The sequence below is a fragment of the Streptomyces sp. NPDC032940 genome, assembly GCF_040636935.1.
GTDB lineage: Bacteria > Actinomycetota > Actinomycetes > Streptomycetales > Streptomycetaceae > Streptomyces.
Map to the genome: position 1 here is coordinate 22474 of NZ_JBEZVJ010000032.1, position 24879 is coordinate 47352.

The 24879-nt window shown below is 74.1% G+C and carries 22 protein-coding genes, 1 pseudogene and 1 riboswitch; of the genes and pseudogenes, 17 read left to right on the forward strand and 6 right to left on the reverse strand.

The features are described from left to right. Window positions 1-18: 18 nt before the first annotated feature. Window positions 19-182: riboswitch (cyclic di-AMP (ydaO/yuaA leader) on the forward strand. A 12-nt stretch (window positions 183-194) separates the two neighbouring features. Then, window positions 195-959, forward strand: coding sequence for a M23 family metallopeptidase (locus AB0E77_RS28985; RefSeq protein WP_361576216.1), 765 nt, complete (start codon window positions 195-197; stop codon window positions 957-959). Window positions 960-1190: 231 nt separating this feature from the next. Then, window positions 1191-1883: a GntR family transcriptional regulator gene (locus AB0E77_RS28990; protein WP_361576219.1), complete on the forward strand. Its 693-nt coding sequence runs from the start codon at window positions 1191-1193 to the stop codon at window positions 1881-1883. A 116-nt stretch (window positions 1884-1999) separates the two neighbouring features. Here the strand turns inward: AB0E77_RS28990 and AB0E77_RS28995 are convergent, their stop codons facing one another. Next, complete coding sequence (locus AB0E77_RS28995; protein ID WP_019755624.1) at window positions 2000-2281, reverse strand: HPr family phosphocarrier protein; 282 nt, start codon at window positions 2279-2281, stop codon at window positions 2000-2002. A gap of 175 nt (window positions 2282-2456) precedes the next feature. Here AB0E77_RS28995 and AB0E77_RS29000 point away from each other — a divergent pair, with 175 nt between their 5' ends. The 10 genes and pseudogenes from AB0E77_RS29000 (at window position 2457) to AB0E77_RS29045 (ending at window position 14502) form a co-directional block, all read left to right on the forward strand. Further along, entirely contained in the window at window positions 2457-5312 is a 2856-nt protein-coding gene (locus tag AB0E77_RS29000) for a GNAT family N-acetyltransferase (RefSeq protein ID WP_361576222.1), read from the forward strand. A 169-nt stretch (window positions 5313-5481) separates the two neighbouring features. Continuing rightward, window positions 5482-6078, forward strand: coding sequence for a DUF5998 family protein (locus AB0E77_RS29005; protein WP_361576225.1), 597 nt, complete (start codon window positions 5482-5484; stop codon window positions 6076-6078). Further along, window positions 6078-7271, forward strand: a complete 1194-nt coding sequence (locus AB0E77_RS29010; RefSeq protein ID WP_361576227.1) for a nucleotide pyrophosphatase/phosphodiesterase family protein — start codon at window positions 6078-6080, stop codon at window positions 7269-7271. Before AB0E77_RS29005 ends, AB0E77_RS29010 begins: the two co-directional genes overlap by 1 nt. Before the next feature lie 48 nt (window positions 7272-7319). Then, window positions 7320-7970, forward strand: coding sequence for a thymidine kinase (locus AB0E77_RS29015; RefSeq protein ID WP_361576230.1), 651 nt, complete (start codon window positions 7320-7322; stop codon window positions 7968-7970). Between the two features lie 89 nt (window positions 7971-8059). Continuing rightward, window positions 8060-8941, forward strand: coding sequence for an endonuclease/exonuclease/phosphatase family protein (locus tag AB0E77_RS29020; protein ID WP_361576233.1), 882 nt, complete (start codon window positions 8060-8062; stop codon window positions 8939-8941). 60 nt (window positions 8942-9001) lie between these two features. Then, a pseudogene (locus AB0E77_RS29025) lies at window positions 9002-9077 on the forward strand. 106 nt (window positions 9078-9183) lie between these two features. Further along, entirely contained in the window at window positions 9184-10317 is a 1134-nt protein-coding gene (locus AB0E77_RS29030) for a gala protein (protein ID WP_361576236.1), read from the forward strand. Between the two features lie 83 nt (window positions 10318-10400). Continuing rightward, window positions 10401-12086 carry an ankyrin repeat domain-containing protein gene (locus tag AB0E77_RS29035; protein WP_361576239.1) on the forward strand — a complete coding sequence of 562 codons (1686 nt, stop codon included), beginning with the start codon at window positions 10401-10403 and terminating at the stop codon, window positions 12084-12086. Continuing rightward, window positions 12083-13306, forward strand: coding sequence for a sigma 54-interacting transcriptional regulator (locus AB0E77_RS29040; protein WP_361576242.1), 1224 nt, complete (start codon window positions 12083-12085; stop codon window positions 13304-13306). The genes AB0E77_RS29035 and AB0E77_RS29040 overlap by 4 nt, the downstream gene beginning before the upstream one ends. Window positions 13307-13317: 11 nt before the next feature. Then, window positions 13318-14502, forward strand: coding sequence for a VWA-like domain-containing protein (locus tag AB0E77_RS29045; RefSeq protein ID WP_361576245.1), 1185 nt, complete (start codon window positions 13318-13320; stop codon window positions 14500-14502). Window positions 14503-14520: 18 nt separating this feature from the next. Here the strand turns inward: AB0E77_RS29045 and AB0E77_RS29050 are convergent, their stop codons facing one another. Beyond that, complete coding sequence (locus AB0E77_RS29050) at window positions 14521-15324, reverse strand: VOC family protein (RefSeq protein WP_361576248.1); 804 nt, start codon at window positions 15322-15324, stop codon at window positions 14521-14523. 225 nt (window positions 15325-15549) lie between these two features. On the opposite strand from AB0E77_RS29050, the gene AB0E77_RS29055 reads away from it, so the two are divergent. Then, on the forward strand, window positions 15550-16401 hold the full coding sequence (locus tag AB0E77_RS29055; RefSeq protein WP_361576251.1) for a sulfurtransferase: 852 nt from the start codon (window positions 15550-15552) through the stop codon (window positions 16399-16401). Window positions 16402-16471: 70 nt separating this feature from the next. On the opposite strand, the gene sepH is transcribed toward AB0E77_RS29055, so the two are convergent. Further along, entirely contained in the window at window positions 16472-17530 is a 1059-nt protein-coding gene (sepH, locus tag AB0E77_RS29060) for a septation protein SepH (protein ID WP_361576254.1), read from the reverse strand. Window positions 17531-18001: 471 nt separating this feature from the next. Here sepH and AB0E77_RS29065 point away from each other — a divergent pair, with 471 nt between their 5' ends. Continuing rightward, the gene (locus AB0E77_RS29065) at window positions 18002-18844 is read left to right on the forward strand and encodes a hypothetical protein (RefSeq protein WP_361576257.1); all 843 of its coding nucleotides are present in this window, start codon (window positions 18002-18004) and stop codon (window positions 18842-18844) included. Here AB0E77_RS29065 and AB0E77_RS29070 read toward each other — a convergent pair. Further along, a complete protein-coding gene (locus AB0E77_RS29070) occupies window positions 18768-20105 on the reverse strand; it encodes a D-arabinono-1,4-lactone oxidase (RefSeq protein ID WP_361576260.1) in 1338 nt (445 codons plus the stop codon). The genes AB0E77_RS29065 and AB0E77_RS29070 overlap by 77 nt on opposite strands. Further along, a complete protein-coding gene (locus AB0E77_RS29075; protein WP_361576263.1) occupies window positions 20047-21306 on the reverse strand; it encodes an MFS transporter in 1260 nt (419 codons plus the stop codon). Before AB0E77_RS29075 ends, AB0E77_RS29070 begins: the two co-directional genes overlap by 59 nt. A gap of 141 nt (window positions 21307-21447) precedes the next feature. Here AB0E77_RS29075 and AB0E77_RS29080 point away from each other — a divergent pair, with 141 nt between their 5' ends. Both AB0E77_RS29080 and AB0E77_RS29085 read left to right on the forward strand, forming a co-directional pair. Further along, on the forward strand, window positions 21448-22575 hold the full coding sequence (locus AB0E77_RS29080; RefSeq protein WP_361576266.1) for a ferrochelatase: 1128 nt from the start codon (window positions 21448-21450) through the stop codon (window positions 22573-22575). An 8-nt stretch (window positions 22576-22583) separates the two neighbouring features. Further along, on the forward strand, window positions 22584-23402 hold the full coding sequence (locus tag AB0E77_RS29085; protein WP_361576269.1) for an inositol monophosphatase family protein: 819 nt from the start codon (window positions 22584-22586) through the stop codon (window positions 23400-23402). A 93-nt stretch (window positions 23403-23495) separates the two neighbouring features. Here AB0E77_RS29085 and AB0E77_RS29090 read toward each other — a convergent pair whose 3' ends face one another. After that, on the reverse strand, window positions 23496-23669 hold the full coding sequence (locus tag AB0E77_RS29090) for a hypothetical protein (protein ID WP_361576272.1): 174 nt from the start codon (window positions 23667-23669) through the stop codon (window positions 23496-23498). Between the two features lie 552 nt (window positions 23670-24221). Between AB0E77_RS29090 and AB0E77_RS29095 the strand changes: the two genes are divergently transcribed. Then, window positions 24222-24875: a response regulator transcription factor gene (locus AB0E77_RS29095; protein WP_003993508.1), complete on the forward strand. Its 654-nt coding sequence runs from the start codon at window positions 24222-24224 to the stop codon at window positions 24873-24875. Window positions 24876-24879 lie beyond the last annotated feature (4 nt).

The window sequence follows — 24879 nt, forward strand, 5'->3', positions numbered from 1 at the left end:
CGCCGCACCCGCGGCACCGGACAGTCATCGCCGAGTCCCCGTACGGCGCGAGCCAGGGGAGCCGGGGACCCATCGCAGTCCCTGGGGTGAATCGGACGCCCGCGCGTCAGCGAGGGGGTCCGTAGGAGACCTTCCACCTCCGAACCCGTCAGCTAACCCGGTAGGCGAGAGGGAAGGAAAGGACCAGCCTCTACATGGCGTTCACGCGCGCCACCGGTAAGCACCGCCGCCCCAGCCGCATGCACCGCACCACCGCCCGCGCGGCGGGCGTCGCGGCCCTCGCCACCACCGGCGTCGTCGGCACCCTCGCGGCCCCGGCCCTCGCCGCCGAGCCCGAGGCCGAGCAGACCGGACTCACCCCGGTCGTCAGCATCGGCGACTCCCTGGCCGAGGAGATCGACGCCCAGGCCACCGCGCAGGAGCAGGCCGCCCTGGACGCCGCCGCCCGCGAGGCGGCGATGGAGGCGGCGCGCGAGCGGGCCGCCGAAGCGGCCAAGGAGGCCCGCGAGGCCAAGGAACGGGCAGCGCGCGAGGCCGAGCGCCAGCGCCTGAACACCTTCGTCGCGCCGATCACCGCCTCCTACGTGTCCACCGCGTACCAGGCCGGCAGCTCCCTGTGGTCCTCCGGCAGCCACACCGGCATCGACTTCCACGCCTCGACCGGCACCACGGTGCACGCGGTCGGCGTCGGCACCGTCGTCGAGGCCGGCTGGGGCGGGGCGTACGGCAACCAGGTCGTGATCCGGATGCACGACGGCACGTACACCCAGTACGGCCACCTGTCGTCCGTCGGCGTCTCGGTCGGCCAGTCGGTCGAGCCCGGCCAGCAGATCGGCCTCTCGGGCGCCACCGGGAACGTCACCGGCCCCCACCTGCACTTCGAGGCCCGCACGAGCCCGGAGTACGGCTCGGACATGGATCCCGTCGCCTACCTCCGCTCCCACGGCGTGGACCTCTGACGACGGACGGTACGTTCCGCACGGCATCCCGAAGGCCCCGGCTCCCCGAGCCGGGGCCTTCGGGCCTTCCGGTCCCGCCGTCACCGTTTCCCGCCCGTTTCCGAAACGTGAATGCCCAAAAAATATCCCTGAATTCCCGCCCGCCGTCCGAAAGCGCGGCTCATTGGCCTAGAGTCACGAAAACACGCGTCCATCGTCGACGTTTCACGGGGATCAAGGCGGAGGTCGGACATGCGTATTCCGGCACACTCGGTGTGCACGGCGATCAGGGACGACATCGTCGCCGGTGTCCACGGCCGCGGCAGCCGGCTCACCGAGGAACTGCTCGCCCGCCGCTACGGCGTCTCCCGCGTCCCCGTCCGCGAGGCGCTGCGCACCCTGGAGGCCGAGGGCTTCGTGGTGACCCGGCGGCACGCGGGCGCGTGCGTCGCGGAACCGACCGAGCAGGAGGCCGCCGACCTGCTCGAGACCCGCACGCTGCTGGAGCCCCTCGGCGCATCCCGCGCGGCCCGGCGCCGCACCGAGGCCCATCTCAAGGTGCTGCGCGGCCTGGTCAGGCTGGGTCAGGAGCGTTCGCGGCAGGGTCACGGCGAGGACCTGCGCGCGCTGGGCGGCTGGTTCCACGAGACCCTCGCACGGGCGGCCGGCAGCCCCTCGCTCACGGCGATGCTGACCCAGCTGCGCCGCAAGATCGACTGGATGTACCTCGTGGAGACGCCGCACGGCGCGGCGGAGCACTGGGCGGAGCACGGCGCGGTCGTCGACGCCGTGGCACGCGGCGACGGAGACCGCGCGCGGGCGCTCATGGCGCTGCACGTCGAACGGTCGGCGGCGGCGCACCGGCTGCGCTTCGTCCCGGGCGACAGCCCGGACGGTGTGAGGAACGCGCAACGTCCCGTAAACATTTCGACCCTGCGGAATTAACACGGGTGCCGTATACAAAAGAAGGGCAATGCAGGGGCTGTTCTTCGCTGCCCGAAAAGGGAAAAGGAAAAGGCCCGCCCGGTTTTCCCGGCGGGCCTTTTCCGTGTGCCGTCACATCAGACGGTCTCGGGGAGCTCCTCGAGACCCTCGGAGACCAGCTTCGCCAGCCGGTCCAGGGCGGCGTCCGCGCCCTCGGCGTCGGAGGCGAGGACGATCTCCTCGCCGCCCTGGGCGCCCAGGCCCAGGACGGCCAGCATGGAGGCCGCGTTGACGGGGTTGCCGTCGGCCTTGGCGATCGTCACCGGGACGCCTGTGGCCGTGGCGGCTCGGACGAAGATGGAGGCGGGGCGGGCGTGGAGACCCTCGGCCCAGCCGACGTTGACGCGGCGCTCAGCCATGTGTTGCTGCCCTTCAGGTGTGCAGGTTGTCTAGACCAGTTTCCCACATCGTGAAGCATGGCCGGACGGCTGTGCGCCGCCCGGGGCGGTCGTCGGACCGCGGCCTCGGCCCGACCTTCCGTCCTCCACAGACTGCCCCGCGCCGTTGTCGTACGCGAGCCGTACTCTGGGGCCCATGCAGACCTCGTCGGACCGGCACGAGTACCCCGCCCACTGGGAGGCCGACGTGGTGCTGCGCGACGGCGGCACCGCGCGCGTCCGCCCCATCACCGTTGATGACGCCGAGCGCCTGGTCAGCTTCTACGAGCAGGTCTCCGACGAGTCGAAGTACTACCGCTTCTTCGCGCCGTACCCTCGCCTGTCCGCCAAGGACGTCCACCGCTTCACGCACCACGACTTTGTGGACCGGGTGGGACTCGCGGCCACGATCGGCGGCGAGTTCATCGCCACCGTACGCTACGACCGGATCGGCGCCGGGGGAGCGCCCGCGTCGTCCCCGGCCGACGAGGCCGAGGTCGCCTTCCTCGTCCAGGACGCCCACCAGGGCCGGGGCGTCGCCTCCGCGCTCCTGGAGCACATCGCGGCCGTCGCCCGGGAGCGCGGCATCCGGCGCTTCGCCGCCGAGGTGCTGCCCGCGAACACCAAAATGATCAAGGTGTTCATGGATGCCGGGTACACCCAGAAGCGCAGCTTCGAGGACGGCGTGGTCCGCCTGGAGTTCGACCTCGAGCCCACCGACCGCTCGCTCGCCGTGCAGTACGCGCGGGAGCAGCGCGCGGAGGCCCGCTCGGTGCAGCGTCTGCTGCAGCCCGGCTCCGTCGCCGTCGTCGGTACCGGCCGCGCCCCCGGCGGCGTCGGCCGCAGCGTCCTCGGCAACCTCCGGGACGCCGGCTACACCGGCCGGCTCCACGCCGTGAACAAGGCCTTCCCCGAGGACCTGAAGGAGCTCGACGGGGTGCCGGCCCACCGCTCGGTGCGCGAGGTCGACGGCCCCGTCGACCTCGCCGTCGTCACCGTGCCCGCCGAGCACGTGCCCGAGGTCGTCACCGAGTGCGGCGAGCACGGCGTGCAGGGCCTCGTGGTGATCACCGCCGGGTACGCGGACAGCGGCCCCGAGGGGCGGGAGCGCCAGCGCGCCCTCGTGCGCCAGGCGCGCACGTACGGGATGCGGATCATCGGCCCGAACGCCTTCGGGATCATCAACACCTCTCCCGAGGTGCGGCTCAACGCCTCCCTCGCCCCGGAGATGCCCCGCCCGGGCCGGATCGGCCTGTTCGCCCAGTCCGGCGCCATCGGCATCGCCCTGCTCTCCCGGCTGCACCGGCGCGGCGGCGGGGTCACCGGCGTCACCGGCGTGTCCACCTTCGTCTCCTCCGGCAACCGGGCCGACGTCTCGGGCAACGACGTCCTCCAGTACTGGTACGACGACCCGGAGACCGACGTCGCGCTGATGTACCTGGAGTCCATCGGCAACCCCCGCAAGTTCACCCGCCTCGCCCGGCGCACGGCGGCCGTCAAGCCGCTGGTCGTGGTGCAGGGCGCCCGGCACGGCGGCGTCGCGCCGCAGGGCCACGCCGTACGGGCGACGCGGCTGCCCCACGCGACGGTCTCCGCGCTGCTGCGGCAGGCCGGGGTGATCCGCGTCGACACGATCACCGACCTGGTCGACGCGGGCCTGCTGCTCGCCCGCCAGCCGCTGCCCGCGGGGCCACGCGTGGCGATCCTCGGGAACTCGGAGTCGCTGGGCCTGCTCACCTACGACGCGTGCCTGTCGGAAGGGCTGCGTCCGCACCCGCCGCTCGACCTGACGACGGCGGCCTCCGCGCAGGACTTCCACGCGGCCCTGTCCCGCGCCCTGGCCGACGACACCAACGACGCGGTGGTGGTGACCGCCATCCCGACGGTGGGCGAGGGCGCGGCCGGGGACGCGGCGCTGGCCGAGGCGCTGCGCTCGGCGGCGGCCGCGGTGCCCGACAAGCCCGTCCTCGTCGTGCACGTGGAGCTGGGCGGCCTCGCCCAGGCCCTGTCCGCCGCGGCGAGCACCGCACCGCAGGCGGTCTCGGGCACGCCGCTCCCGAACACGCCGGACGGTGCTTCCAGTGCGCAGCCGCACGCCGAGACCACCGGGACCACAGCGCCCGCGGAGGCCGTCGAGGCTCCCGAGGGGGCCCGCCTCATCCCCGCCTACCCCGCCGCCGAGCGCGCCGTCCGCGCCCTCGGCGAGGCCGTCGCCTACGCCCAGTGGCGCCGCGACGCCGCCGACCCCGGCCGGGTCCCGGAGTACGACGACATCGACGAGAAGGGCGCCGCCGAGCTGATCGCCGGCCACCTCACGCGCGCGCAGGGACTCGCGCTCGGCGCCGACGACACCTGCGAGCTGCTCGCCAGGTACGGCATCCGCGTGCACCGCGCCCTGCCCGCGCCCACCCCCGACGACGCCGTGGCCGCCGCCGGCACCCTCGGCTACCCCGTCGCCCTCAAGGCCACCGCCCCGCACCTGCGTCACCGCGCAGACCTGGGCGGCGTACGCCTGGACCTCGCGGACGAGGAGCAACTGCGCCGGGCGTACGCCGAGTTGACCGAGCTCTTCGGCAGGCCCGAGGAGCTGCGGCCGGTGGTGCAGGGCATGGCACCGCGCGGCGTCGACACGGTCGTCCGGGCGGTCATCGACCCGGCGGCCGGCGCGGTGCTCTCCTTCGGGCTCGCCGGGGCGGCCACCCAGCTCCTGGGGGACATGGCGCACCGGCTGATCCCGGTCACCGACCGCGAGGCCACCTCACTGATCCGCTCGATCCGCACCGCGCCCCTCCTCTTCGGCTGGCGCGGCTCGGCCCCGGTCGACGCCGCCGCCCTGGAGGAGCTGCTGCTGCGGGTCTCCCGGCTGGTGGACGACCACCCGGAGGTCGTCGCGGTCACTCTGGAACCGGTCGTCGTCGCCCCGCACGGACTGAGCGTCCTCGGCGCCTCCGTCCGCCTCGCGTTCCCTCCCGCCCGGGACGATCTCGGCCCCCGGACGCTGCCGGCGTACTGACGCGCGCGGAGCCGCACGACGGACGTCCGCGGAGCGGCACGGGCGAACGGCACGACGACCACGCGCGCAGCCGCACGGACGAACCGCACGGGAACCGCTCGCGCGAAGCGCGCGGCTGTCGCACGGCTGACCGCACGGGCGTCCCGCGCAGTCAGCGGGCCCCCGTAGGATGGACGTCATGGCCAAGACCAGTACGACGACCCAGGGGCTGCGAGCGGCGATCGAGCGCAGCGGCTACTACCCGGCCCTCGTGGCCGAGGCGGTGGAGACCGCCGTGGGCGGCGAGCCCATCCGGTCGTACCTGGTCCACCAGGAGACCACCTTCGACCAGAACGAGGTGCGCCGGCACGTGACCGTGCTGGTGCTCACCGGCAACCGCTTCATCGTCAGCCACACCGACGAGCAGGCCGCCGACGACACCTCCCCGACGCCCTACGCCACGACGTCCACGGAGTCCGTCAAGCTCGGCCGGATCTCGTCCATCGTCGTCAGCCGCGTGGTCGCCAACCCCGAGCAGTACAAGCCCGGCACCCTGCCCCGCGAGATCGTGCTGACCATCGGCTGGGGCGCCGTCTCCCGCCTCGACCTGGAGCCCGCCGCCTGCGGCGACCCGAACTGCGAGGCCGACCACGGCTACACCGGCGGCTCGACCGCCGACGACCTGAGCCTGCGCGTCAGCGAGGCCGGGGACGGCCCCGAGACGGTGCGCCAGGCGCTCGCCTTCGCCCAGGCCCTCTCCGAGGCGACCGCGGACTCCCCCCGCTGATGGCGCAGCACGCCACCTGGGACACCTACCCGGAACCGCTCCCCGTCGACTCCGCCCCCGTGCCCGAGTACGGCACCGGCTCCCTCGCCGACCTGCTGCCCACACTGGCGGCCGGCCTCGGCGTCCCCGGCATGACCGCGGCGATCACGGAGCTGACCCCCGCCGACCGGAACTGCGTCTTCCTGATCGACGGCCTCGGCTGGGAGCAGCTGCGGGCCCACCCCGACGAGGCTCCGTTCCTGAACTCCCTGCTCGGCAGCTCACGCGGTGGCACGGGACGCCCGATCACCGCCGGCTACCCGGCGACCACCGCCACCTCCCTCGCCTCCGTCGGCACCGGCCTGCCCCCCGGCGCCCACGGGCTGCCCGGCTACACCGTGCGCAATCCGGACACCGGCGCGCTGATGAACCAGCTGCGCTGGCAGCCCTGGACCCCGCCGGCCGCCTGGCAGCCGTATCCCACCGTCTTCGGCCTCGCCCAGCAGGCCGGTGTGCACGCCGCCCAGGTCTCCTCGCCGACCTTCGCGAACACCCCGCTGACGAAGGTCGCCCTCAGCGGGGGCAGCTTCCACGGCCGGCTCTCCGGCGAGGAGCGCATGGACCTCGCGGCCGAGCAGCTGGCCGCCGCCGACCGCGCCCTCGTCTACACGTACTACGCCGAGGTCGACGGCGCCGGCCACCGCTACGGCCTGGACTCCGACACCTGGCGCGGCCAGCTGATGCACGTCGACCGGCTGGCCCAGCGCCTCGCCGAGCAGCTGCCGCCGCGCAGCGCCCTCTACGTCACCGCCGACCACGGCATGATCGACGTGCCCTTCGACGAGGACCACCGCATCGACTTCGACGAGGACTGGGAGCTGAAGGCGGGCGTCGCCCTCCTCGGCGGCGAGGGCCGCGCCCGGCACGTGTACGCCGTCCCCGGCGCCCACGCCGACGTGCTGACCTGCTGGCGCGAGGTGCTCGGCGAACAGTTCTGGGTGGCGTCCCGCGACGAGGCGATCGAGGCCGGCTGGTTCGGCCCCCGCATCGACGACCGGGTGTACGGCCGCATCGGCGACGTGGTGGCCGCCGCGCGCGACGACGTCCTGCTCATCGCCTCCGAGCGGGAGCCGAGGGAGTCGGCGATGGTCGGCAACCACGGTTCGATGACCCCCGCCGAGCAGCTCGTCCCCCTGCTCGAAGTCCGTTCCTGACGCCCCGCTCCCCATCCGACCTCCCTGCCGAAAGGTGCTCAACCCCTCATGCCCGAGCTGGTGTTCTTCTCCGGAACGATGGACTGCGGGAAGTCGACACTGGCTCTCCAGATCGAGCACAACCGCTCGGCGCGGGGTCTCGCGGGCATCATCTTCACGCGCGACGACCGCGCCGGCGAGGGCAAGCTCTCCTCCCGGCTCGGTCTCGTCACCGACGCGGTGGAGGTCGAGGACGGGCACGACCTGTACGCCCACGTCGTCGACCACCTCTCCCAGGGCGGCCGCGTGGACTACGTGATCGCGGACGAGGCGCAGTTCCTCGCGCCGGACCAGATCGACCAGCTCGCGCGCGTCGTCGACGACCTCGAACTCGACGTGTACGCCTTCGGCATCACGACCGACTTCCGCTCCAAGCTGTTCCCCGGTTCCCAGCGGCTGGTCGAACTCGCCGACCGCGTCGAGGTGCTCCAGGTGGAGGCCCTGTGCTGGTGCGGCGCCCGCGCCACGCACAACGCCCGCACCGTCGGCGGCGTCATGGTCGTCGAGGGCGCCCAGGTGGTGGTCGGTGACGTCGCGCAGTCCCCCGACGAGGTCGGGTACGAGGTGCTGTGCCGACGCCACCACCGGCGCCGGATGACGGCGGCGACGGCCCATGCGGCACCGTTGTCGCCGGACGTGCTGCCCGTCACCCCGGTCTGACGGGAGGGCTGCCCGCGGGGCGGGGTTGACGTGCCGTCAGGAGGTGCGCGTCACTGTTCCCGTCCCGCTTCCACGTGATCGGAGAAGGCATGCAGCCCCGCTCCCGACGTCCCCTCCGCGCCCGCAGCACCTTCGCCGCCGTCCTCGCCGCCGCCCTGCTCGGCGCCGCGGCGCCGGCATCCGCCCTCTCCGGGGACACCCCCGGGTCCAGAGCCCCGGAGGTGCCCCTGCGGGTGGCCACCTACAACATCCACGCCGGAGCCGGCGCCGACCAGGTCTTCGACCTCGACCGCACCGCCGCCGCCGTACGCGGTCTGCGGGCCGACGTCATCGGCCTCCAGGAGGTCGACGTGCACTGGGGTACGCGCAGCGACTTCGCCGACGAGGCCCGGGCACTGGCCGAGAAGCTGGGCATGCGGGCGTACTTCGCGCCGATCTACGACCTGGACCCGGCCACCCCGGGCGCGGAGCGCCGCCGCTACGGCGTCGCCGTGCTGAGCCGCTATCCGGTGCTGAAGGCGGAGAACCACGAGATCACCCGCCTCTCCACCCAGACCTCCGATCCGCTGCCCGCCCCGGCGCCCGGCTTCGCCGAGGTGACGCTCGACGTGCGGGGCGCGCACCCGCACGTCTACGTCACGCACCTCGACTACCGCGCCGACCCCTCGATCCGGGCGGCCCAGGTGGACGACATGCTCGAGGTGCTGGCCGCCGACCGCGGACCGAAGGTCCTCGTCGGCGACTTCAACGCCGAGCCCTCGGCCCCCGAACTGGCCCCGCTGTGGGACAGCCTGCGCGACGCCGCCCCCGACGGGGGAGCGACGTACCCCGCTACCGACCCGGTCAAGCGCATCGACCTGGTCACCGTCTCGCCGGACGTCACCGTGGCCGGCGCCCACGAGGTGGCGACCGAGGCGTCGGACCACCGCCCCGTCGTCACGGACCTGAGGCTGCACCGGCGCGGCCACTGAGCAATCCGTGGTCGAACAAGTGATCACATGGAGGACGGGCGAGGATATGATCACCCCGGCAAGGCCGTAGCGCAGAGGTCGTCGCGCCCACGCACCAAGCTGGAGGACGTCGGTTCGAATCCGACCGGCCTTGCCACCCTTGTCATTGCAGAGAGTTGATTGGCGTCGGTCCGTCCCGGGCGGGCGGAGGGCGCTGCCGTCCTCGGCACGCCGGGCACCGGCGACGGACCGGTGGAGTGGTGATGACGCAGCCGACACCCGTGCGCTGCCCGGCGATCGAGCACCCGGACATCCCGATCGGCGACCCCGCCGGCCTGGACCCGCTGCTGGCCCGGCTGAGGTCGGAGCGGGCGCCGGAGTCCGACGAGACCTTCCCGGTCGGCACCCTGCGCGCGGACGGCCGCGTCGACCTCTGCAAGCAGGGCCTCGGAGCGGCCGGCGCCGCCCGACTGATGCCCGACGCCGCCGCATCACCGCATGCCCGGCACGTCCTGCTCGGCACCAACGCCATCGGCGACGAAGGCGCGTCGACGGTCGCCCGGGCCCTCGGCGACGGCCACGGCCTGCACACGCTCTACCTCGGCTGCAACCGCATCGGCCCGGACGGCGCCGCCGCGCTCGCCGACGCGCTGTCGGCGGACGCGACCGTGCGCGCCCTGTGGCTCAAGCGCAACCCGGTGGGCGACGACGGTACCCGCGCCCTCGCCGCGATGCTCCGCCGCAACACCACGGTGCGCACCCTCGACCTGGTCAACACCGGCCTCACCACGACGGGGCTGCGCGCCCTGCTCGACGCCCTCACCGGCCGCCCGCTTCCGGTGGAACGCCTCTTCCTCGGCGGGAACGGCCTGACCGCCGACGCCGCCGAGCTGCTGGCCGCGCTGATCCGTGACGCCGGCGTGCGCGAGCTGTACCTGCCCGCCAACCACCTCGGCGACGAGGGCGCCGCCGTCCTCGCCGCCGCGGCGGACCCCGGACGCCCCGTGCGGCTCGGGCTGGGCGGCAACGGGATCGGCCCCGCCGGAGCGCGCGCCCTCGCCGCTGCCCTGGACGGCATCGAGACGCTCGACCTGGGCCGGCCGCCCTCGGAGCGGAGCCTCGGCGCCCCCGCCAACGCCACCGGCGACGAAGGCGCCCGAGCCCTGGCGGCCGCCCTGCGCGGCAGCCCGCTGCGCCGCCTCGAACTGCGCCACACCGGACTCACCGGGCGGGGCGCGAAGTCCCTGCTGGCAGCCGTGCCGGACGGCTCACCCCTGGAGTACGTCGGTCTGGGCCCCGGCCTGCCCCGCAAGGTGAAGCGGTCCCTGACCAGGCGCCTGCGGCCCGCCGCCGGTGCCCATCCCGACCTCGGCGCGATAGGAAGTGTCTACCGGTGAGCCCGCACTTCGGAGTGCCGTGTCTGTCACGGACGGAGGCGGCGACCTGGCGGAGGATCCGCCGTTACGCGGTGCCCCGGAGGATGATCGAGCACGCGGCGGAACGCCGTGCGGCCGGTGACTGGCGAGGCGCCTGTGCGGCGGCCGGTGTGGACGTCGCCTTCGACCTCACGGAGGTCGCCGGGCACTGCGGCGAGGAGATGGCCGAGGCCCTGGAGGACGACCTGCGCCACCTGGTCCCGGACCTGCTGCGCTGGCACCTGCCCCGCGTCCTGGGCGGATGGACCACCCTCCTCACCGACCGGACCGTGGTCCTCGCCCGTTACCGGCCGGTGGGCGCCGCCGAACGCCCCCTGACCACGCCGTATCTCCACGTCACCACGCCCCCGATGCTCCAGGGCCCGCAGCGTGTCACCCTGCGCTTCGAGACGGTCGCCGGGGAGACCGCCGCCGGCGTCTTCGGATGGGGCATCAGGGACTGGCGTCACGCCCGCCACCTCTGGGACGCGCGCCACAGCGGGGAACTGCTCGAACGATGCGGCGGCGGCGAGCGGCCGCCGTTCTTCCACCCCGACGGCAGGCCGCGCACGGCGGAGGAACTGCCCACGGCGGACCCCGGCCCCGCCGACCCGGCGGCTCGCGCCGAATGGACCACCCTGCTGCATCAACGCGGTGCGGTCCTCGAGGCCCTCGCGGCAGCCGGCGTCGAGGCCGACCTCGTCCCGCCGAGCGAACGCGCACAGCGCCAGGGCAACCCGGAAGGCTTCCTGCGCCGGCTCGCGGTCGCCTGCACCCGCCTGGAGCCGGAGGTCCGCCGACTCGCGGATGCGGGCGTCGGCGGCGCCTTCCTCATCGACGGCCGCTGGCGGACGAACTTCCTGCTGGAGCCGGTCGGCTCCGGCGCCGGGCTCCGGCTCAGCGCCGTCGACCGGAAGGACACCGAGGGTGTCCCTCTCCTCACCGAGGAGCTCTGGCGCAGGCTCCCCGACCTCGACCTGCTGCGCATGGGCGGAGTCGAGCCCGCACACCTGCACCCGCTGGTCCGCGAGTCGCTGTTCCCCGCCCTGACGGTCTCCGGAGGGACCGTCGGCCCGCCGGGTCCCGACGCGCCGGCGCCCGTCCGGGTCCGCTGCCGCGGCGAGTGGCACGAGGTGGGCTTCCGCCACGGCGACGGGCTGCTCCGCATGCCGCACAGCGACGAGGAGCAGCAGCGCGAGCGGGCCCTGCGCGCGTTCGGCGGCGCCGTCGCCGGGTGCTTCGCCGTCCAGCAGACGTGGGCGTCGGGCACCGGCCGGCTCCCGCGGGCCCTCCGCGCCCAGCTGCGCGACCTGTTCCTGCGCGCCCAGCACGGCGACACCCACGGTGTGCTCGAACTCCTCGACGCGGGCGTGGACCCCCGGGTGCGCGACGCCTCCCAGCGGTCCCTGCTGCACGTCCTCCACCTGGTCGACCACGAGGTGCTGCTGCCCCGGCTGCTCGAGGAGGGGCTCGACCTCGAGGCCCGCGACAGCCGGGACCGCACACCGCTGTTCACGGCGGTCAACGACGGGGGTTCCCGGGCCCTGGTCGAGGCGTTCCTCGCGGCCGGCGCGCGCATCGACGTGGTCGACGACTCCGAGTACTCGCTGGCCCAGATCATCCGCCGGTACAAGCGTTCCGACCTGGCCTTCCTGCGGCAACGGGTGCGGAAGGAGCATCCGGGCCTCGGCGCCCGCTGGTGGGACGAGATGATGGACGACAACGACGAGTACGAGGACGAGGACCGTTGAGCACCGCGCCCGCCGCCCACACCGCCCCGGCTTCCCGCACGGCTCCGGCCCCGCTGGCCGCCGCGGACGACCTCGCAGCTCGGCTGCGCACCCGGCGCACCGAACCCGCCGCCAATCACCAACTGGAGGCGCTGGCCCTCGCGGTGACGGCGAACCAGCCCGTCCTGCTCTGGGGCGAGCCGGGCATCGGCAAGTCGGCCGCCCTGGAGCAGCTCGCCGCCGGACTGGGCCTGCGGCTGGAGACGGTCATCGCCAGCGTGCACGAGCCCTCGGACTTCGCCGGGCTGCCGATCGTCGGGGACGACCCGGCGAGGACCGGAGTGCCGATGGCCCCGCCCGACTGGGCGGTCCGGCTCGAGCGCACCGGCCAGGGCCTGCTCTTCTTCGACGAGCTGTCCTCCGCGCCCCCGGCCGTGCAGGCCGCGCTGCTGCGGGTCGTCCTCGAACGCCGGGTCGGCAGCCTCGTCCTGCCCGACGCGGTACGCATCGTCGCCGCCGCCAACCCGCCCTCCAGCGCCGCCGACGGCTGGCACCTCAGCCCGCCCCTCGCCAACCGCTTCGTCCACCTCCACTGGACCCACGACGCCGCCACGGTCGCCCGCGGCATGGCCGGCACCTGGCCGGAGGCGGCCGTCCCGCAGGTCGATCCGGCGAAGGTGCCCGGCGCCGTCGCACGGGCCCGCGGCGCCGTCTCCGGTTTCCTCACCGCCCGCCCGGGCCTGGTCCACCACATCCCCGAGGACGCCGAGAGCCGGGGCCGGTCCTGGCCGTCCCCGCGGACCTGGGAGATGGCGCTGCGGCTGCTCGCGACGGGCTACGCGACCGGCGCCGGCCGCGAGGCGGTGGCAGCCGCGCTCACCGGTGCCGTCGGGGACGGCGCGGGCATCGAGCTGCTGTCGTACCTGGAGCACCTGGATCTGCCGGACCCCGAGCGGGTCCTCGCCGACCCCGACGCCTTCGCCCTGCCCGAGCGCGGCGACCGGCAACTGGCCTTCCTCATCGCGGTGGTCGCCGCCATCCAGAGCGAGCCCACCCGGCCCCGCTGGGAGGCCGGCTGGACGGTCCTCGCCAAGGCCGTGGACGCCGGCGTACCGGACGTGGCCGCCCGGGCCGCCGCCGATCTGGCGGCGATGCGCCGGCTGGACTGGCCCGTGCCGCCCGGCATCGACGGGTTCCTGGACCTCCTCCAGATGTCCGGGGCACTGCCCGGCAGCCGGTGAGGCCCGCGGACATGGCGGCCTCCCGCGCGGAGCTGGACCGGACGAAGCTGCTCGCCGCCCGCTACCGCGCGGCGCACGACCGGCCCTACCTGGCGTCGGCCCTGTACGCCCTGACCATCGTGCCCAGTGCCGAGGTGGAGACGATGGGCGTGGACCGGCACTGGCGCTGCTACGTGTCGCCCGCCTTCGTGGCCGCCACGCCCGTCGAGGAACTCGCCGGCGTCTGGATCCACGAGGCGGCGCACCTGCTGCGCGACCACCACGGCCGCGCCGGCCGGCTCACCGCCGCCGCACAGCGCGACGGGTACCGCGTCAACGTCGCCCAGGACTGCGAGATCAACGACGACCTCCTCGCCGACGGCCTGCGCCTGCCCGCCGGACGCGTCGAGCCCCGTCTCTTCGGCCTGCCCGACGGGCAGCTGTTCGAGACGTACCTGGACCGACTGCCCCCGGAGGTACGGGTCCACGACTGCGGCTCGGGCGCCCACGGCCGCCCGGCACCCTGGGAACTCCCGGCGTCCGGAGGCCCCGTCCCGCTCGGGGAGGCCGAGGCCCGGGCGCTGCGCCGGCACACCGCCGAGGCGATGCGCGCCCACCAGCGCGCCCGGGGCTCCCTCCCCGCGGGCTGGCAGCGCTGGGCCGAGGAGGTCCTGGAACCCAGGGTGGACTGGCGGCAGGCCCTCTCCGGCGCCGTCCGGGAGGCCGCGGCGTGGGCCGGCGGCGCCGTCGACTACACCTACCGCCGCCCGTCGCGCCGCACCCCGGCACTGCGCGGCGTCGTCCTGCCCAGCCTGCGCCGCCCCCTGCCCCGGGTGGCCGTCGTCGTCGACACCTCGGGCTCGATGGGCGACGCCGAACTCGCCGCCGCCCTCGGGGAGATCACGGGAGTGCTGCGCGAGGTCGGCGTGCGCGGCAACCGCGTCACCGTCCTCGCCTGCGACGCCGACGTGCACGCCGTGTCCCGGGTGACCTCCGCCGAACAGGTCGTCCTCGGCGGCGGTGGCGGCACCGACATGTGCGTCGGCATCGACGCCGCGCTCGCGGCCCGGGACCGCCCGTCCATCGTCGTCGTCCTCACCGACGGCCACACGCCCTGGCCCGCCGAGACCCCGTCCTGCCGTCTGGTCGCGGCCCTGATCGGCGACGGCGCGCCCCGGCCCCCGGCCTGGGTGGAGACGGTCCGGGTCACCGTCTGACGCGGGTGCCCGGGCCCGTCATCCGGGGCTCTGCAGCAGCGCGAACCGCGCCCCCTCCGGATCCGCCACCGACGCCACCCGGCCGCGGGAGGTGTCCCGGGCCGGCTCCAGGACGTGCCCGCCCAGCGCGGTCAGCAGCTCGAGGGACTCCCCGATGTCGGCCACCTGGAAGTACGTCGTCCAGTGCGGCCCCCGTTCGCGGGGCAGGGCGTCGCCGATGCCGTGGATGCCGGCGACGGGAAGGCCGTCCAGGCGGAGGGTGACGCGGTCGACGCCGTCACCGGCCGCCGGTTCCAGTTCGAAGCCGAACACCGTCTCGTAGAACTTGGCGACGCTCGCCGCCTCGAAGGTCGTGAGCTCGTTCCACGCGGGCGTTCCCGGCTCACCGGTGACGGCGGTGCCGAGGTGGGCGGCGGCCTGCCAGACGCCGAAGACGGCGCCCGACGGGTCCGAGCCGATGGCCAGGCGCCCGGCCTCGGCCGCGTCCAGCGGACCCACGCCCACCGTACCGCCGCACGCGCGCACCGCTTCGGCCGTGCGGTTCACGTCGTCGGAGGCGAGGTACGGGGTCCAGGCGATGGGCAGGTGGCGGTCCGGGGGCAGCCGGCCGATGCCCGCCACCTCGCGCCCGTCGAGCAGCGCCCGCGCGTAGGGGCCGAGCTGCTGCGGTCCGGGCCGGAACTCCCAGCCGAACAGCGCTCCGTAGAACCCCTGGGTCGCGTCCGGCCCGTGCACCATCAGGCTCACCCAGCAGGGCGTGCCGGGTGCGCGCCGGACGTGCGTCTCGCCGCCGCGGCCGGCCGGGCCCCGTGCATCGGTCATGGTCACTCTCTTCTCGGCCCTGTGCGGGCCGTGCGTCCGCCTTGCGCTCCGTCGGCCCCTCGTGCCGATGCCGCCCGGGCCCGGTGCCGCGTGCCCCGGAGACCGGCCCGCGGCTCGGGCAGTACAGCATGTGCCCGGATCCGTACGCCCCGTGATCGGTACTGTCCGGCGGGCAGAGTAGCCGGACATCGACGCGGCGGCCACTCGGTACGCCAGGATGGGGCCATGAACGCCATCATCTCCGCAACCGAACTCGCGGGCGGGCTCGCGGGTGCCAACCCGCCCGTGCTGCTCGACGTCCGCTGGCAGCTGAGCACGGCGAAGGCGGCCGGTGCGCCGCCCTTCGACGGCCGGGCCGAGTACGCGGCCGGGCACATCCCCGGCGCGGTCTTCGTCGACCTGGACCGGGAGCTCGCCTCCGCGCCGGGCGCCCGTGGCCGTCATCCGCTGCCGGACGTGGGGGAGTTCGGGACGGCGATGCGCCGCGCGGGCGTGTCGTCGGCCCGGCCGGTCGTCGTCTACGACGGCGGGCAGGGCTGGGCGGCCGCCCGCGCCTGGTGGCTGCTGCGCTGGACGGGCCACCCGGACGTGCGGGTCCTCGACGGCGGACTGCCCGCCTGGCAGGGGCCGCTGTCCACGGACGTCCCGGTGCCCGACGAGGGCGACTTCGTCCCGGCGCCGGGCGCGGCGGGGCTGCTGGACGCGGACGGGGCCGCCGCGCTGGCCCGGTCCGGAGTGCTGTTCGACGCCAGGGCGGGGGAGCGGTACCGGGGCGAGGTCGAGCCGATCGACCCGGTCGGCGGGCACATCCCGGGCGCGGTGTCGGCGCCGACGACGGACAACGTGGCGCGGGACGGCCGGTTCCGGCCGGCCGAGGAACTCCGCGCCCGCTTCGAGACCCTGGGCGCGACGGACGGCACCGAGGTCGGCGTGTACTGCGGCTCGGGTGTCTCCGGCGCCCACGAGGTGCTGGCGCTGGCGGTGGCCGGCATCCCGGCCGCGCTGTACGTGGGGTCGTGGTCGGAGTGGTCGTCGGACCCCGAGCGTCCGGTGGCGGTCGGGCCGGACCCCCAGTAGTCCGCCCGCACGGGTCCGGGCCGCACCCCGTCGTGGGGCGCGGCCCGGACCCGTGCAGACGACAGCCCGCCTACTCCTGCTTCTTGCGCCGTGTCCCGAACACGATCTCGTCCCAGCTCGGCACCGCCGCGCGGCGCCCCGGACGGACGCCGTCGGCCTCGGCCTGGCGGTCGGTGGAGCCGGTGAGGCGGTCCCGGTGGCTGCCCACGGAGCGCGGCATGAGCACGTCCGCGTAGGCGGAACCGGCCGACGCCGCCGGGGCGGGGGGCTCCTCCACCTCGGGCTCCTCGGCGGGTTCCTCCGCCGGCTCCTGCGGCCGCTCGGGGACCACCAGATCGCCCCGGAAGCTCGGCACCGCCTCCAGCAGACTGGTCAGCGAGTCCCGCTCGCGTTCGCCGGACGCGGTGGCCGTGGTCTCCTCGGCCGGCTCGGACGGCTGCGCGGGCAGGCTCGGCCTCTCCCGGTGCTCCCGGTCGAGCGTACGGTCCAGCGGCCGGTCGCGCGGCAGCCGTGCGATGCGCGGGACGAACGGGAAGCTCGGCTCGTTCGCCGCGAGGTCGTCGGTCTCGCCGATCAGCGCGCGCGCCTCGTCGTCGACGGCCTGGACGAGCCGCCGGGGCGGGTCGTAGGTCCAGCTCGCCGAGTGCGGTTCGCCCGCGACCAGGTAGACCAGCAGGACCTCCCAGGTGCCGTCGTCGCGGCGCCACGAGTCCCACTGCACGCTGTCGCGCTCGGCGCCGCGCAGCAGCAGCCGTTCCTGCACGGCCTCGCCGAGGGGCGGCCCGGAGTTCTCGCCGGGGCGGCGGACGGGGGTCTTGCGGGCCCGCTCCGCCATGAAGGCGCGCTCGGCGAGGACGGGGCCCTCGAACCGGCGTACGCGATCGACGGGAATGCCGGCCATCTGGGCGACCTCTTCCGCGGTCGCACCGGCTCGTATACGCGCCTGGATGTCGCGGGGGCGGAGATGGCTCTCCACCTCGATCTCGATCTGGCCGAGGCGGGGACGGTCGCCGCGCACGGCGGCCCGGAGCCGCTCGTCGATCGGAAGCGTGTACTCCGTGCTGTCCGCAGCCTTCAGCACCAGCCGTGTGCCGTCATTCGAGACGGCCACGACACGCAGTTCGGGCATGGGGACCTCCCGGGTGGTGCCTGCCGACGTCACGTGCGTCGCTGCTTCCGCTCTGTCGAGTGTGGCCTGCCCGGGTGCAGCCTGCCACAACCTTGCCGAGTTGCCCGGCGTGTCGGGCGCGGGCCCTGGATCGCCGTTATGGCACGGTTACCTGTTCGCCACGCTAAGTGACCGACTCCGTCACCCTGTGCAACTAGCCCCCTCCCGGCGGTCCTTCGAGGTCCTGAACCCCCTGTCGGGAGACCGGACCCAGGGCTCGCCACAGTACTCCATTCGGGCCACCTGCGTGGATTGGCACGCCGCGCGACTTCCGGCAAGAGCGGCCAGTTGGCCACCCCTGGCGCGATTTCGTGATCGCGCACGTGGCGTACTTCACGGAATCACCAGAAACGGAACTAATGGTTTCGACCGTACGTCACCTTCTCGTGCAGTTGATCGATCGCGTACGGGAAAGACAGGCAAGGTCTGGGAATGCGTGAAAGGCCCGAAGTCGTCGCTGAAGCGGACATGCGTACGGAGGTGGAATCCAGGCGGATCGACTTGAGCGTGCCCCAGGTCGCGGGCAGCGCCCTCGCGGCGGTCGTCGCGGCCAAACTCGCCTCCTCCTTCGGCGTCTACGGCACGATTCTCGGCGCCGGCCTGATCAGCGTCGTCGCCACCTGTGGCGGTTCGGTGTTCCAGCACTTCTTCAAGCGCACCGCGGAGCAGCTGCGGACCAGGCGCGCCGCCGAGGCCGGCGTCGCGGCGGCCGCCGGACACCCCGGTGGACGAACGGCGCCCGCGCCCGGCGAGTTCACCGAGGGCACCGTCTATCGCGCGCGGGGCAGAAGCTGGAAGCGGCCCCTGCTCGCGGCGGCCCTCGTCTTCGGCGTCACCATGGGCGGCATCACCGTCTACGAGGTCGTCTCCGGTCACAGCCTGAGCGGTGATCAGCGGACGACCGTCGGCAGCGCCTTCTCCGGTCACGGCACGTCCGGTTCGGGCTCGGGCAGGCCGGGCGGTTCCGGCGGCTCCGGAAACTCCCCGGCCCCGTCGGGCCCGGCGGACTCGCAGGCCCCCGGCGATTCCGGGTCCGGCGACGACACCCCGGCGCAGACCGGGTCCCCGACCCCGGGCGGCACGTCGTCCGACGGCGGCGCCACGGAGGACGGCGGCGGATCCGCCCCCGCCCCGACGCCGAGCGCGACCGGCGGCGACGGGTCCGGCGACGGCACGAGCCCGGCCCCCGACGCCTCGGCTACCGCCCCAGAACCCGGCGCAAGTAGTCGTTCTGGAACCGGCGATCAGGGTCAAGACGGTCCCGCAGCGCCGTGAACTCGCCGAAGCGCGGGTACACCCCGGCGAAGTACTCGGCGTCCCGCGTGTGCACCTTGCCCCAGTGCGGGCGCCCCTCGTGCGCGGTGAAGATGCGCTCGGCGGCGGTGAAGTACGCCCGGTAGGGCGTGCCCCGGAACATGTGGACGGCGATGTACGCGCTGTCGCGGCCCGAGGCGGTGGACAGCGTGATGTCGTCGGCCGGCGCCGTCCGCACCTCGACCGGAAAACTGATCCTCAGCCCCGACCGGTCGACCATCGCCTTCAGCTCGCGCAGCGTCTCGACGACGGCCTCGCGCGGAACGGCGTACTCCATCTCCACGAACCGCACCCGGCGCGGGGAGGTGAAGACCTCGTAGGGAATGTCGGTGTACGTCCGCGCGGACAGCGCCTTGCTGGAGATCCGGGCGATCGCCGGGATGGTGGCCGGCACCGCTCGGCCGACCCAGTTGGCCGCCTGGAAGACGCCGTTGGAGAGGAACTCGTCGTCGAACCAGCCCTGCAGCCGGCCCACCGGCCGGGCCGGGCCCGCGCTGCGGTTGTTGCGCTTGGTGTTGGTGCTGCCGGTGTGCGGGAACCAGTAGAACTCGAAGTGCTCGTTCTCGGCCCACAGTTCGTCGAAGTCGGCCAGGACCCGCTCGAACGGCATCGGTTCCTCGCGGGCCGTCAGCAGGAAGACCGGCTCCACGGCGAAGGTGATCGCGGTGACGACGCCGAGGGCGCCGAGACCGATCCGGGCGGCGGCGAAGACCTCGGGGTTCTCCGACTCCGAGCACTGGAGCACCGAGCCGTCGGCCGTGACCAGTTCCAGGGCCTTGATCTGGGCGGCGATCGAGGCCGAGTCGCGGCCCGTGCCGTGGGTGCCGGTGCTGGTGGCCCCGGAGACCGTCTGCTCCATGATGTCGCCCATGTTGGTGAGCGACAGCCCTTCGCGCGCGAGGGCCACGTTGAGCCTCTTGAGCGGGGTGCCGGCCTCCACCGTCACCGTCATGGCGTCGCGGTCGATGCGACGGATGCCGGTCAACAGATGAGGGCGGATCAACACGCCGTCCGTCGCCGCTATGGACGTGAAGGAGTGCCCGGTGCCGACGGCCTTGACCCGCAGCCCGTCCTCGGCGGCCCGGCGCACGGCGTCCGCCAGTTCGTCGACGGACGCGGGAGCGACCTCCCGCGCGGGACGCGCGCTGACGTTGCCGCCCCAGTTACGCCATGTGCGGTTCTTCGCGCTCGTCTTCCCGCTCGCCGTGCGTGTGCTGCTCAACGGTCCCTCCCCGACGCGGAGCCGGCCGCTTGAGCCGGCAGTACCCGAGGAAACCGACCGCGACCGCGACGGCCCCGGCCACCGCCGGAACCCAGTACCCCGCGCGCGCCCCGGCCGCGTCGATCACCCAGCCGCCCGCGGACGAACCGAGCGCGACCCCGACCGCGAGCCCGGTGCTCACCCAGGTCATGCCCTCGGTGAGCTGCGCGCGTGGTACGTGCTCTTCGATGAGGGACATGGTCGTGATCATCGTGGGAGCGATGGACAGACCCGCAACGAACAGCGCCGCGGCCAGAAACGGCAGGTTTCCGACCAGTAGGAGGGGGATCATACTCACGGCCATCGCACACACGCCCAGCAGCCAGCGGCGCTCGGGCGGTCCGGCGAAGCGCAGCAGACCGAAGACCATGGCCGCCGTGCAGGAGCCCGCGGCGTACAGGGCGAGCACCAGGGAGGCGGCCGCCTTGTGCCCCTCCTCCTCCGCGAAGGCCACGGTGACCACGTCGACGGCCCCGAAGATCGTGCCCGTCGCGACGAACGTGGCGACCAGGACCTGGAGCCCCCGGGAGCTGAGCGCGGTGCCGCCGCGGCCCTTGTCCTCGCGCGGATGCGGGACGGGCTCGGTGGCGCGCTGGGCGGTCAGCCAGAAGACGCCGGCCGCCAGGAAGCACGCGGCCAGCAGCGGACCGGCCTCCGGGAACCACGCCGTGGACAGACCGATGGAGATGATCGGCCCGAAGATGAAGCAGACCTCGTCCACCACGGACTCGAAGGAGTACGCGGTGTGCAGTTGCGGGGTGCCCCGGTAGATGGCCGCCCAGCGCGCGCGGACCATCGCACCGAGGCTCGGCACGCAGCCGATGCCCACGCAGGACGCGAACAGCACCCAGTCGGGCCAGCCGTAGTGCGCGGCCGGCAGCAGCACCGCCGCCGCGCCGAGCGAGAACAGCGTGGCCGGACGCAGCACGCGCCGCTGGCCGTACCGGTCCACCAGCCGCGAGACCTGCGGTCCGGCGACCGCGGCGGCGAGCGCGATGGTGGCCGACAGCGCCCCGGCCAGGCCGTAGCGGCCGGTGAGCTGCGAGATCATCGTCACCACGCCGATGCCCATCATCGACAGCGGCATCCGGCCGAGGAAGCCCGCGAAGGAGAAGCCCTTGCTGCCGGGGGCGGCGAACAGGGCGCGGTAAGGGCTGGGCAACGAGGTCTCCGGTAAGGGCTCAGTAAGGTGCGATCGCAGTCGATACAGCTTACGTGCCGGGGTCCCCCGAAAGCACCCCCGCGGACACACCGCGACCACCCGCCGATGCCCTGTGTCAGTGCCGGGTGGCAGGATCGACACATGCCTGACGTGCTCGATGCCAGCCCCTACGACGCCCTGCTCCTGCTCTCGTTCGGCGGCCCGGAGGGCCCGGACGACGTGGTCCCGTTCCTGGAGAACGTGACACGAGGGCGCGGCATCCCCAAGGAACGCCTCAAGGAAGTCGGACAGCACTACTTCCTCTTCGGCGGGGTCAGCCCCATCAACGACCAGAACCGCGCCCTGCTGGACACGCTCCGCAAGGACTTCGCCGAGCACGGCCTGGACCTGCCGGTCTACTGGGGCAACCGCAACTGGGCGCCGTACCTGACGGACACCCTGCGCGACATGGTCCGCGACGGCCGCCGCCGCATCCTCGTCCTCGCCACCAGCGCCTACGCCTCCTACTCAGGCTGCCGCCAGTACCGCGAGAACCTCGCGGACGCGCTAGCAGCCCTGGAGGCGGAAGGCCTGGAGCTGCCGAAGATCGACAAGCTGCGGCACTACTTCAACCACCCGGGTTTCGTCGAGCCCATGGTCGACGGTGTCGTCCGGTCCCTCGCCGACCTCCCCGAGGAGGTCCGGGACGGCGCCCACATCGCCTTCTCGACCCACTCGATCCCCACCGCCGCGGCCGACACCTCCGGCCCCGTCGAGGAGCACGGCGACGGCGGTGCCTACGTCCGCCAGCACCTGGACGTGGCACGGCTGATCGCCGACGCGGTCCGCGAGCGCACCGGCGTCGACCACCCCTGGCAGCTCGTGTACCAGTCGCGCTCCGGCGCCCCCCACATCCCGTGGCTGGAGCCCGACATCTGCGACCACCTGGAGGAGCGCCACGCGGCCGGCGCCCCCGCCGTGGTGATGGCCCCCATCGGCTTCGTCTCCGACCACATGGAGGTCCTCTACGACCTCGACACGGAGGCCACGGCCAAGGCCGCCGAGCTGGGGCTGCCGGTGCGCCGTTCGGCCACCGTCGGCGCCGACCCGCGCTTCGCCGCCGCGGTCCGCGACCTCGTCCTGGAGCGGGCGGCCGTCGAGCGCGGCCAGGAGGCCGCGCCGTGTGCCCTGGGCGCGCTCGGCGCGAGCCACAACCTGTGCCCGGCCGGCTGCTGCCCCGCCCGCGCCCCCCGGCCCGCCGCCGCGGGCGCAGACAGCCCCTACGCCTGAGGAGCCCCGTGACCGACGTGACGACCGACCCCCTTCACACGGAGCTGCTGAAGACCGCCCAGGAGGCCGCTCACCGGGCGGGCGAACTGCTGCGCGACGGCCGCCCGGCCGACCTCGGGGTGGCGGCCACCAAGTCGAGCCCGATCGACGTCGTGACCGAGATGGACATCGCCGCCGAGAAGCTGATCACCGGCCTGATCGCCGACCGTAGGCCCGACGACGGCTTCCTCGGCGAGGAGGGCGCCGCCGTCGAGGGCACCAGCGGCGTCCGCTGGGTGATCGACCCGCTCGACGGCACGGTCAACTACCTGTACGGCCTGCCCACCTGGGCGGTCTCCATCGCCGCCGAACAGGACGGCGAGCGGGTGGCCGGGGTCGTCGTGGCCCCGATGCGGGGCGAGACGTACTGGGCGGTGCGGGGAGGCGGCGCCTGGGCCACGGGAGCCTGGGGCGGTGAACGGCGGCTCGCCTGCCGGGCCGCGGCCCCGCTGGACCAGGCGCTGGTCTCCACCGGCTTCAACTACGTCGCCGAGGTCCGCGCCGAGCAGGCCGAGATCGCGCGGCGCCTGATCCCGCTCGTGCGGGACATCCGGCGCGGCGGTTCGGCCGCGATCGACCTGTGCGACGTGGCCGCGGGCCGCCTCGACGGCTACTACGAACGGGGTCTGCACCCCTGGGACCTCGCGGCGGGCGACCTGATCGCCCGGGAGGCGGGCGCCGTGACCGGCGGACGCCCCGGGGAGCGCCCGTCACGCGATCTGACGATCGCCGCCACCCCCGACGTCTTCCAGCCCCTCCAGCGGCTCCTGGTGGACTTCGGCGCGTGACCGGGGCGTCGTCCCGCGACGCCTTCCGACAGCCCGACGCGAAGGGGCCCCGGCGCTGGATCCCGCCGGGGCCCCTTCGCTTTCACGAGCCGATCAGATGCCGGTCGCTTTGACCTCCACACCGTGCTCGGCGGCGAGGCGGCGCAGATCGTCGAGCTCACCCAGCTCGACCTCGACGAGGAACTCGTCGCCCTCGTCGCGGGCCCGGGACAGGTCGGACTCGGTCGTCTGTATGCGCTGCAGAAGTCCTGCGGTGAAAGCGTCCATGCTGCGCCCCCTCGTCCTGGGTCGTGGGTCGGTGGCACGGGGGTGTGCCGGTTCGGAAGGGGCGATCACGTCTCCGGTGGAGTGCCCAGCGCTGCCCTGCTGGGCGGCGACGGTGCCGGACACCCACGCCCGCTCTGCGGAAGCGGACCGCGTCGCACCGCGTGGCGTGCGGTACAGGCAGAGCGTGATCGCGGGGTGTAAAGCCGTCCTCCCCCGGCTCCCTCCCGCGGAAACCTCAACCGCACGAGAAAATCCCCCATTCCCGCTCCGGCGCGCGTTCTCCGGCCGCCCGTCCTTCACCACAGCCGGCCGTCCACCGGACCGCTCGGCCGCCCGCCGGACCGCCTCGCCCGGCCGGCATCCCGCGGCGCCCGGCCGCGAGGCCGCCCGCGCCCGGCCGGCCCTCGACGGGCGACCCTCACCGGTCCTCACCTGCCTTACCGCCGACTTATGACCGAAAAGGGCAGGATGGAGGCCAACACACCCACGAGACCCCCTGCCCGCGTGCGTCCGAGCGACGCCGCGCGGGTGGACACAGGAAGGACAAGCGACGTGCGCGTACTCGTCGTCGAGGACGAGCAGCTGCTCGCCGATGCGGTGGCCACCGGACTGCGCCGGGAGGCCATGGCCGTCGACGTCGTGTACGACGGTGCGGCCGCCCTGGAGCGCATCGGCGTCAACGACTACGACGTGGTCGTCCTCGACCGCGACCTCCCCCTCGTGCACGGCGACGACGTCTGCCGCAAGATCGTCGAGCTGGGCATGCCCACGCGCGTGCTCATGCTCACGGCCTCCGGCGACGTCAGCGACCGGGTCGAGGGCCTGGAGATCGGCGCCGACGACTATCTGCCCAAGCCCTTCGCCTTCAGCGAGCTCATCGCCCGCGTACGCGCGCTGGGCCGGCGCACCAGCGTGCCGCTGCCGCCCGTTCTGGAGCGCGCCGGGATCAAGCTCGACCCCAACCGCCGCGAGGTCTTCCGCGACGGCAAGGAGGTCCAGCTCGCCCCCAAGGAGTTCGCCGTGCTCGAGGTGCTCATGCGCAGCGAGGGCGCGGTCGTCTCCGCGGAGCAGCTGCTGGAGAAGGCCTGGGACGAGAACACCGACCCGTTCACGAACGTCGTGCGCGTGACGGTGATGACCCTGCGCCGCAAGCTCGGCGAGCCGCCCGTCATCGTCACCGTGCCCGGCTCCGGATACCGGATCTGATCGA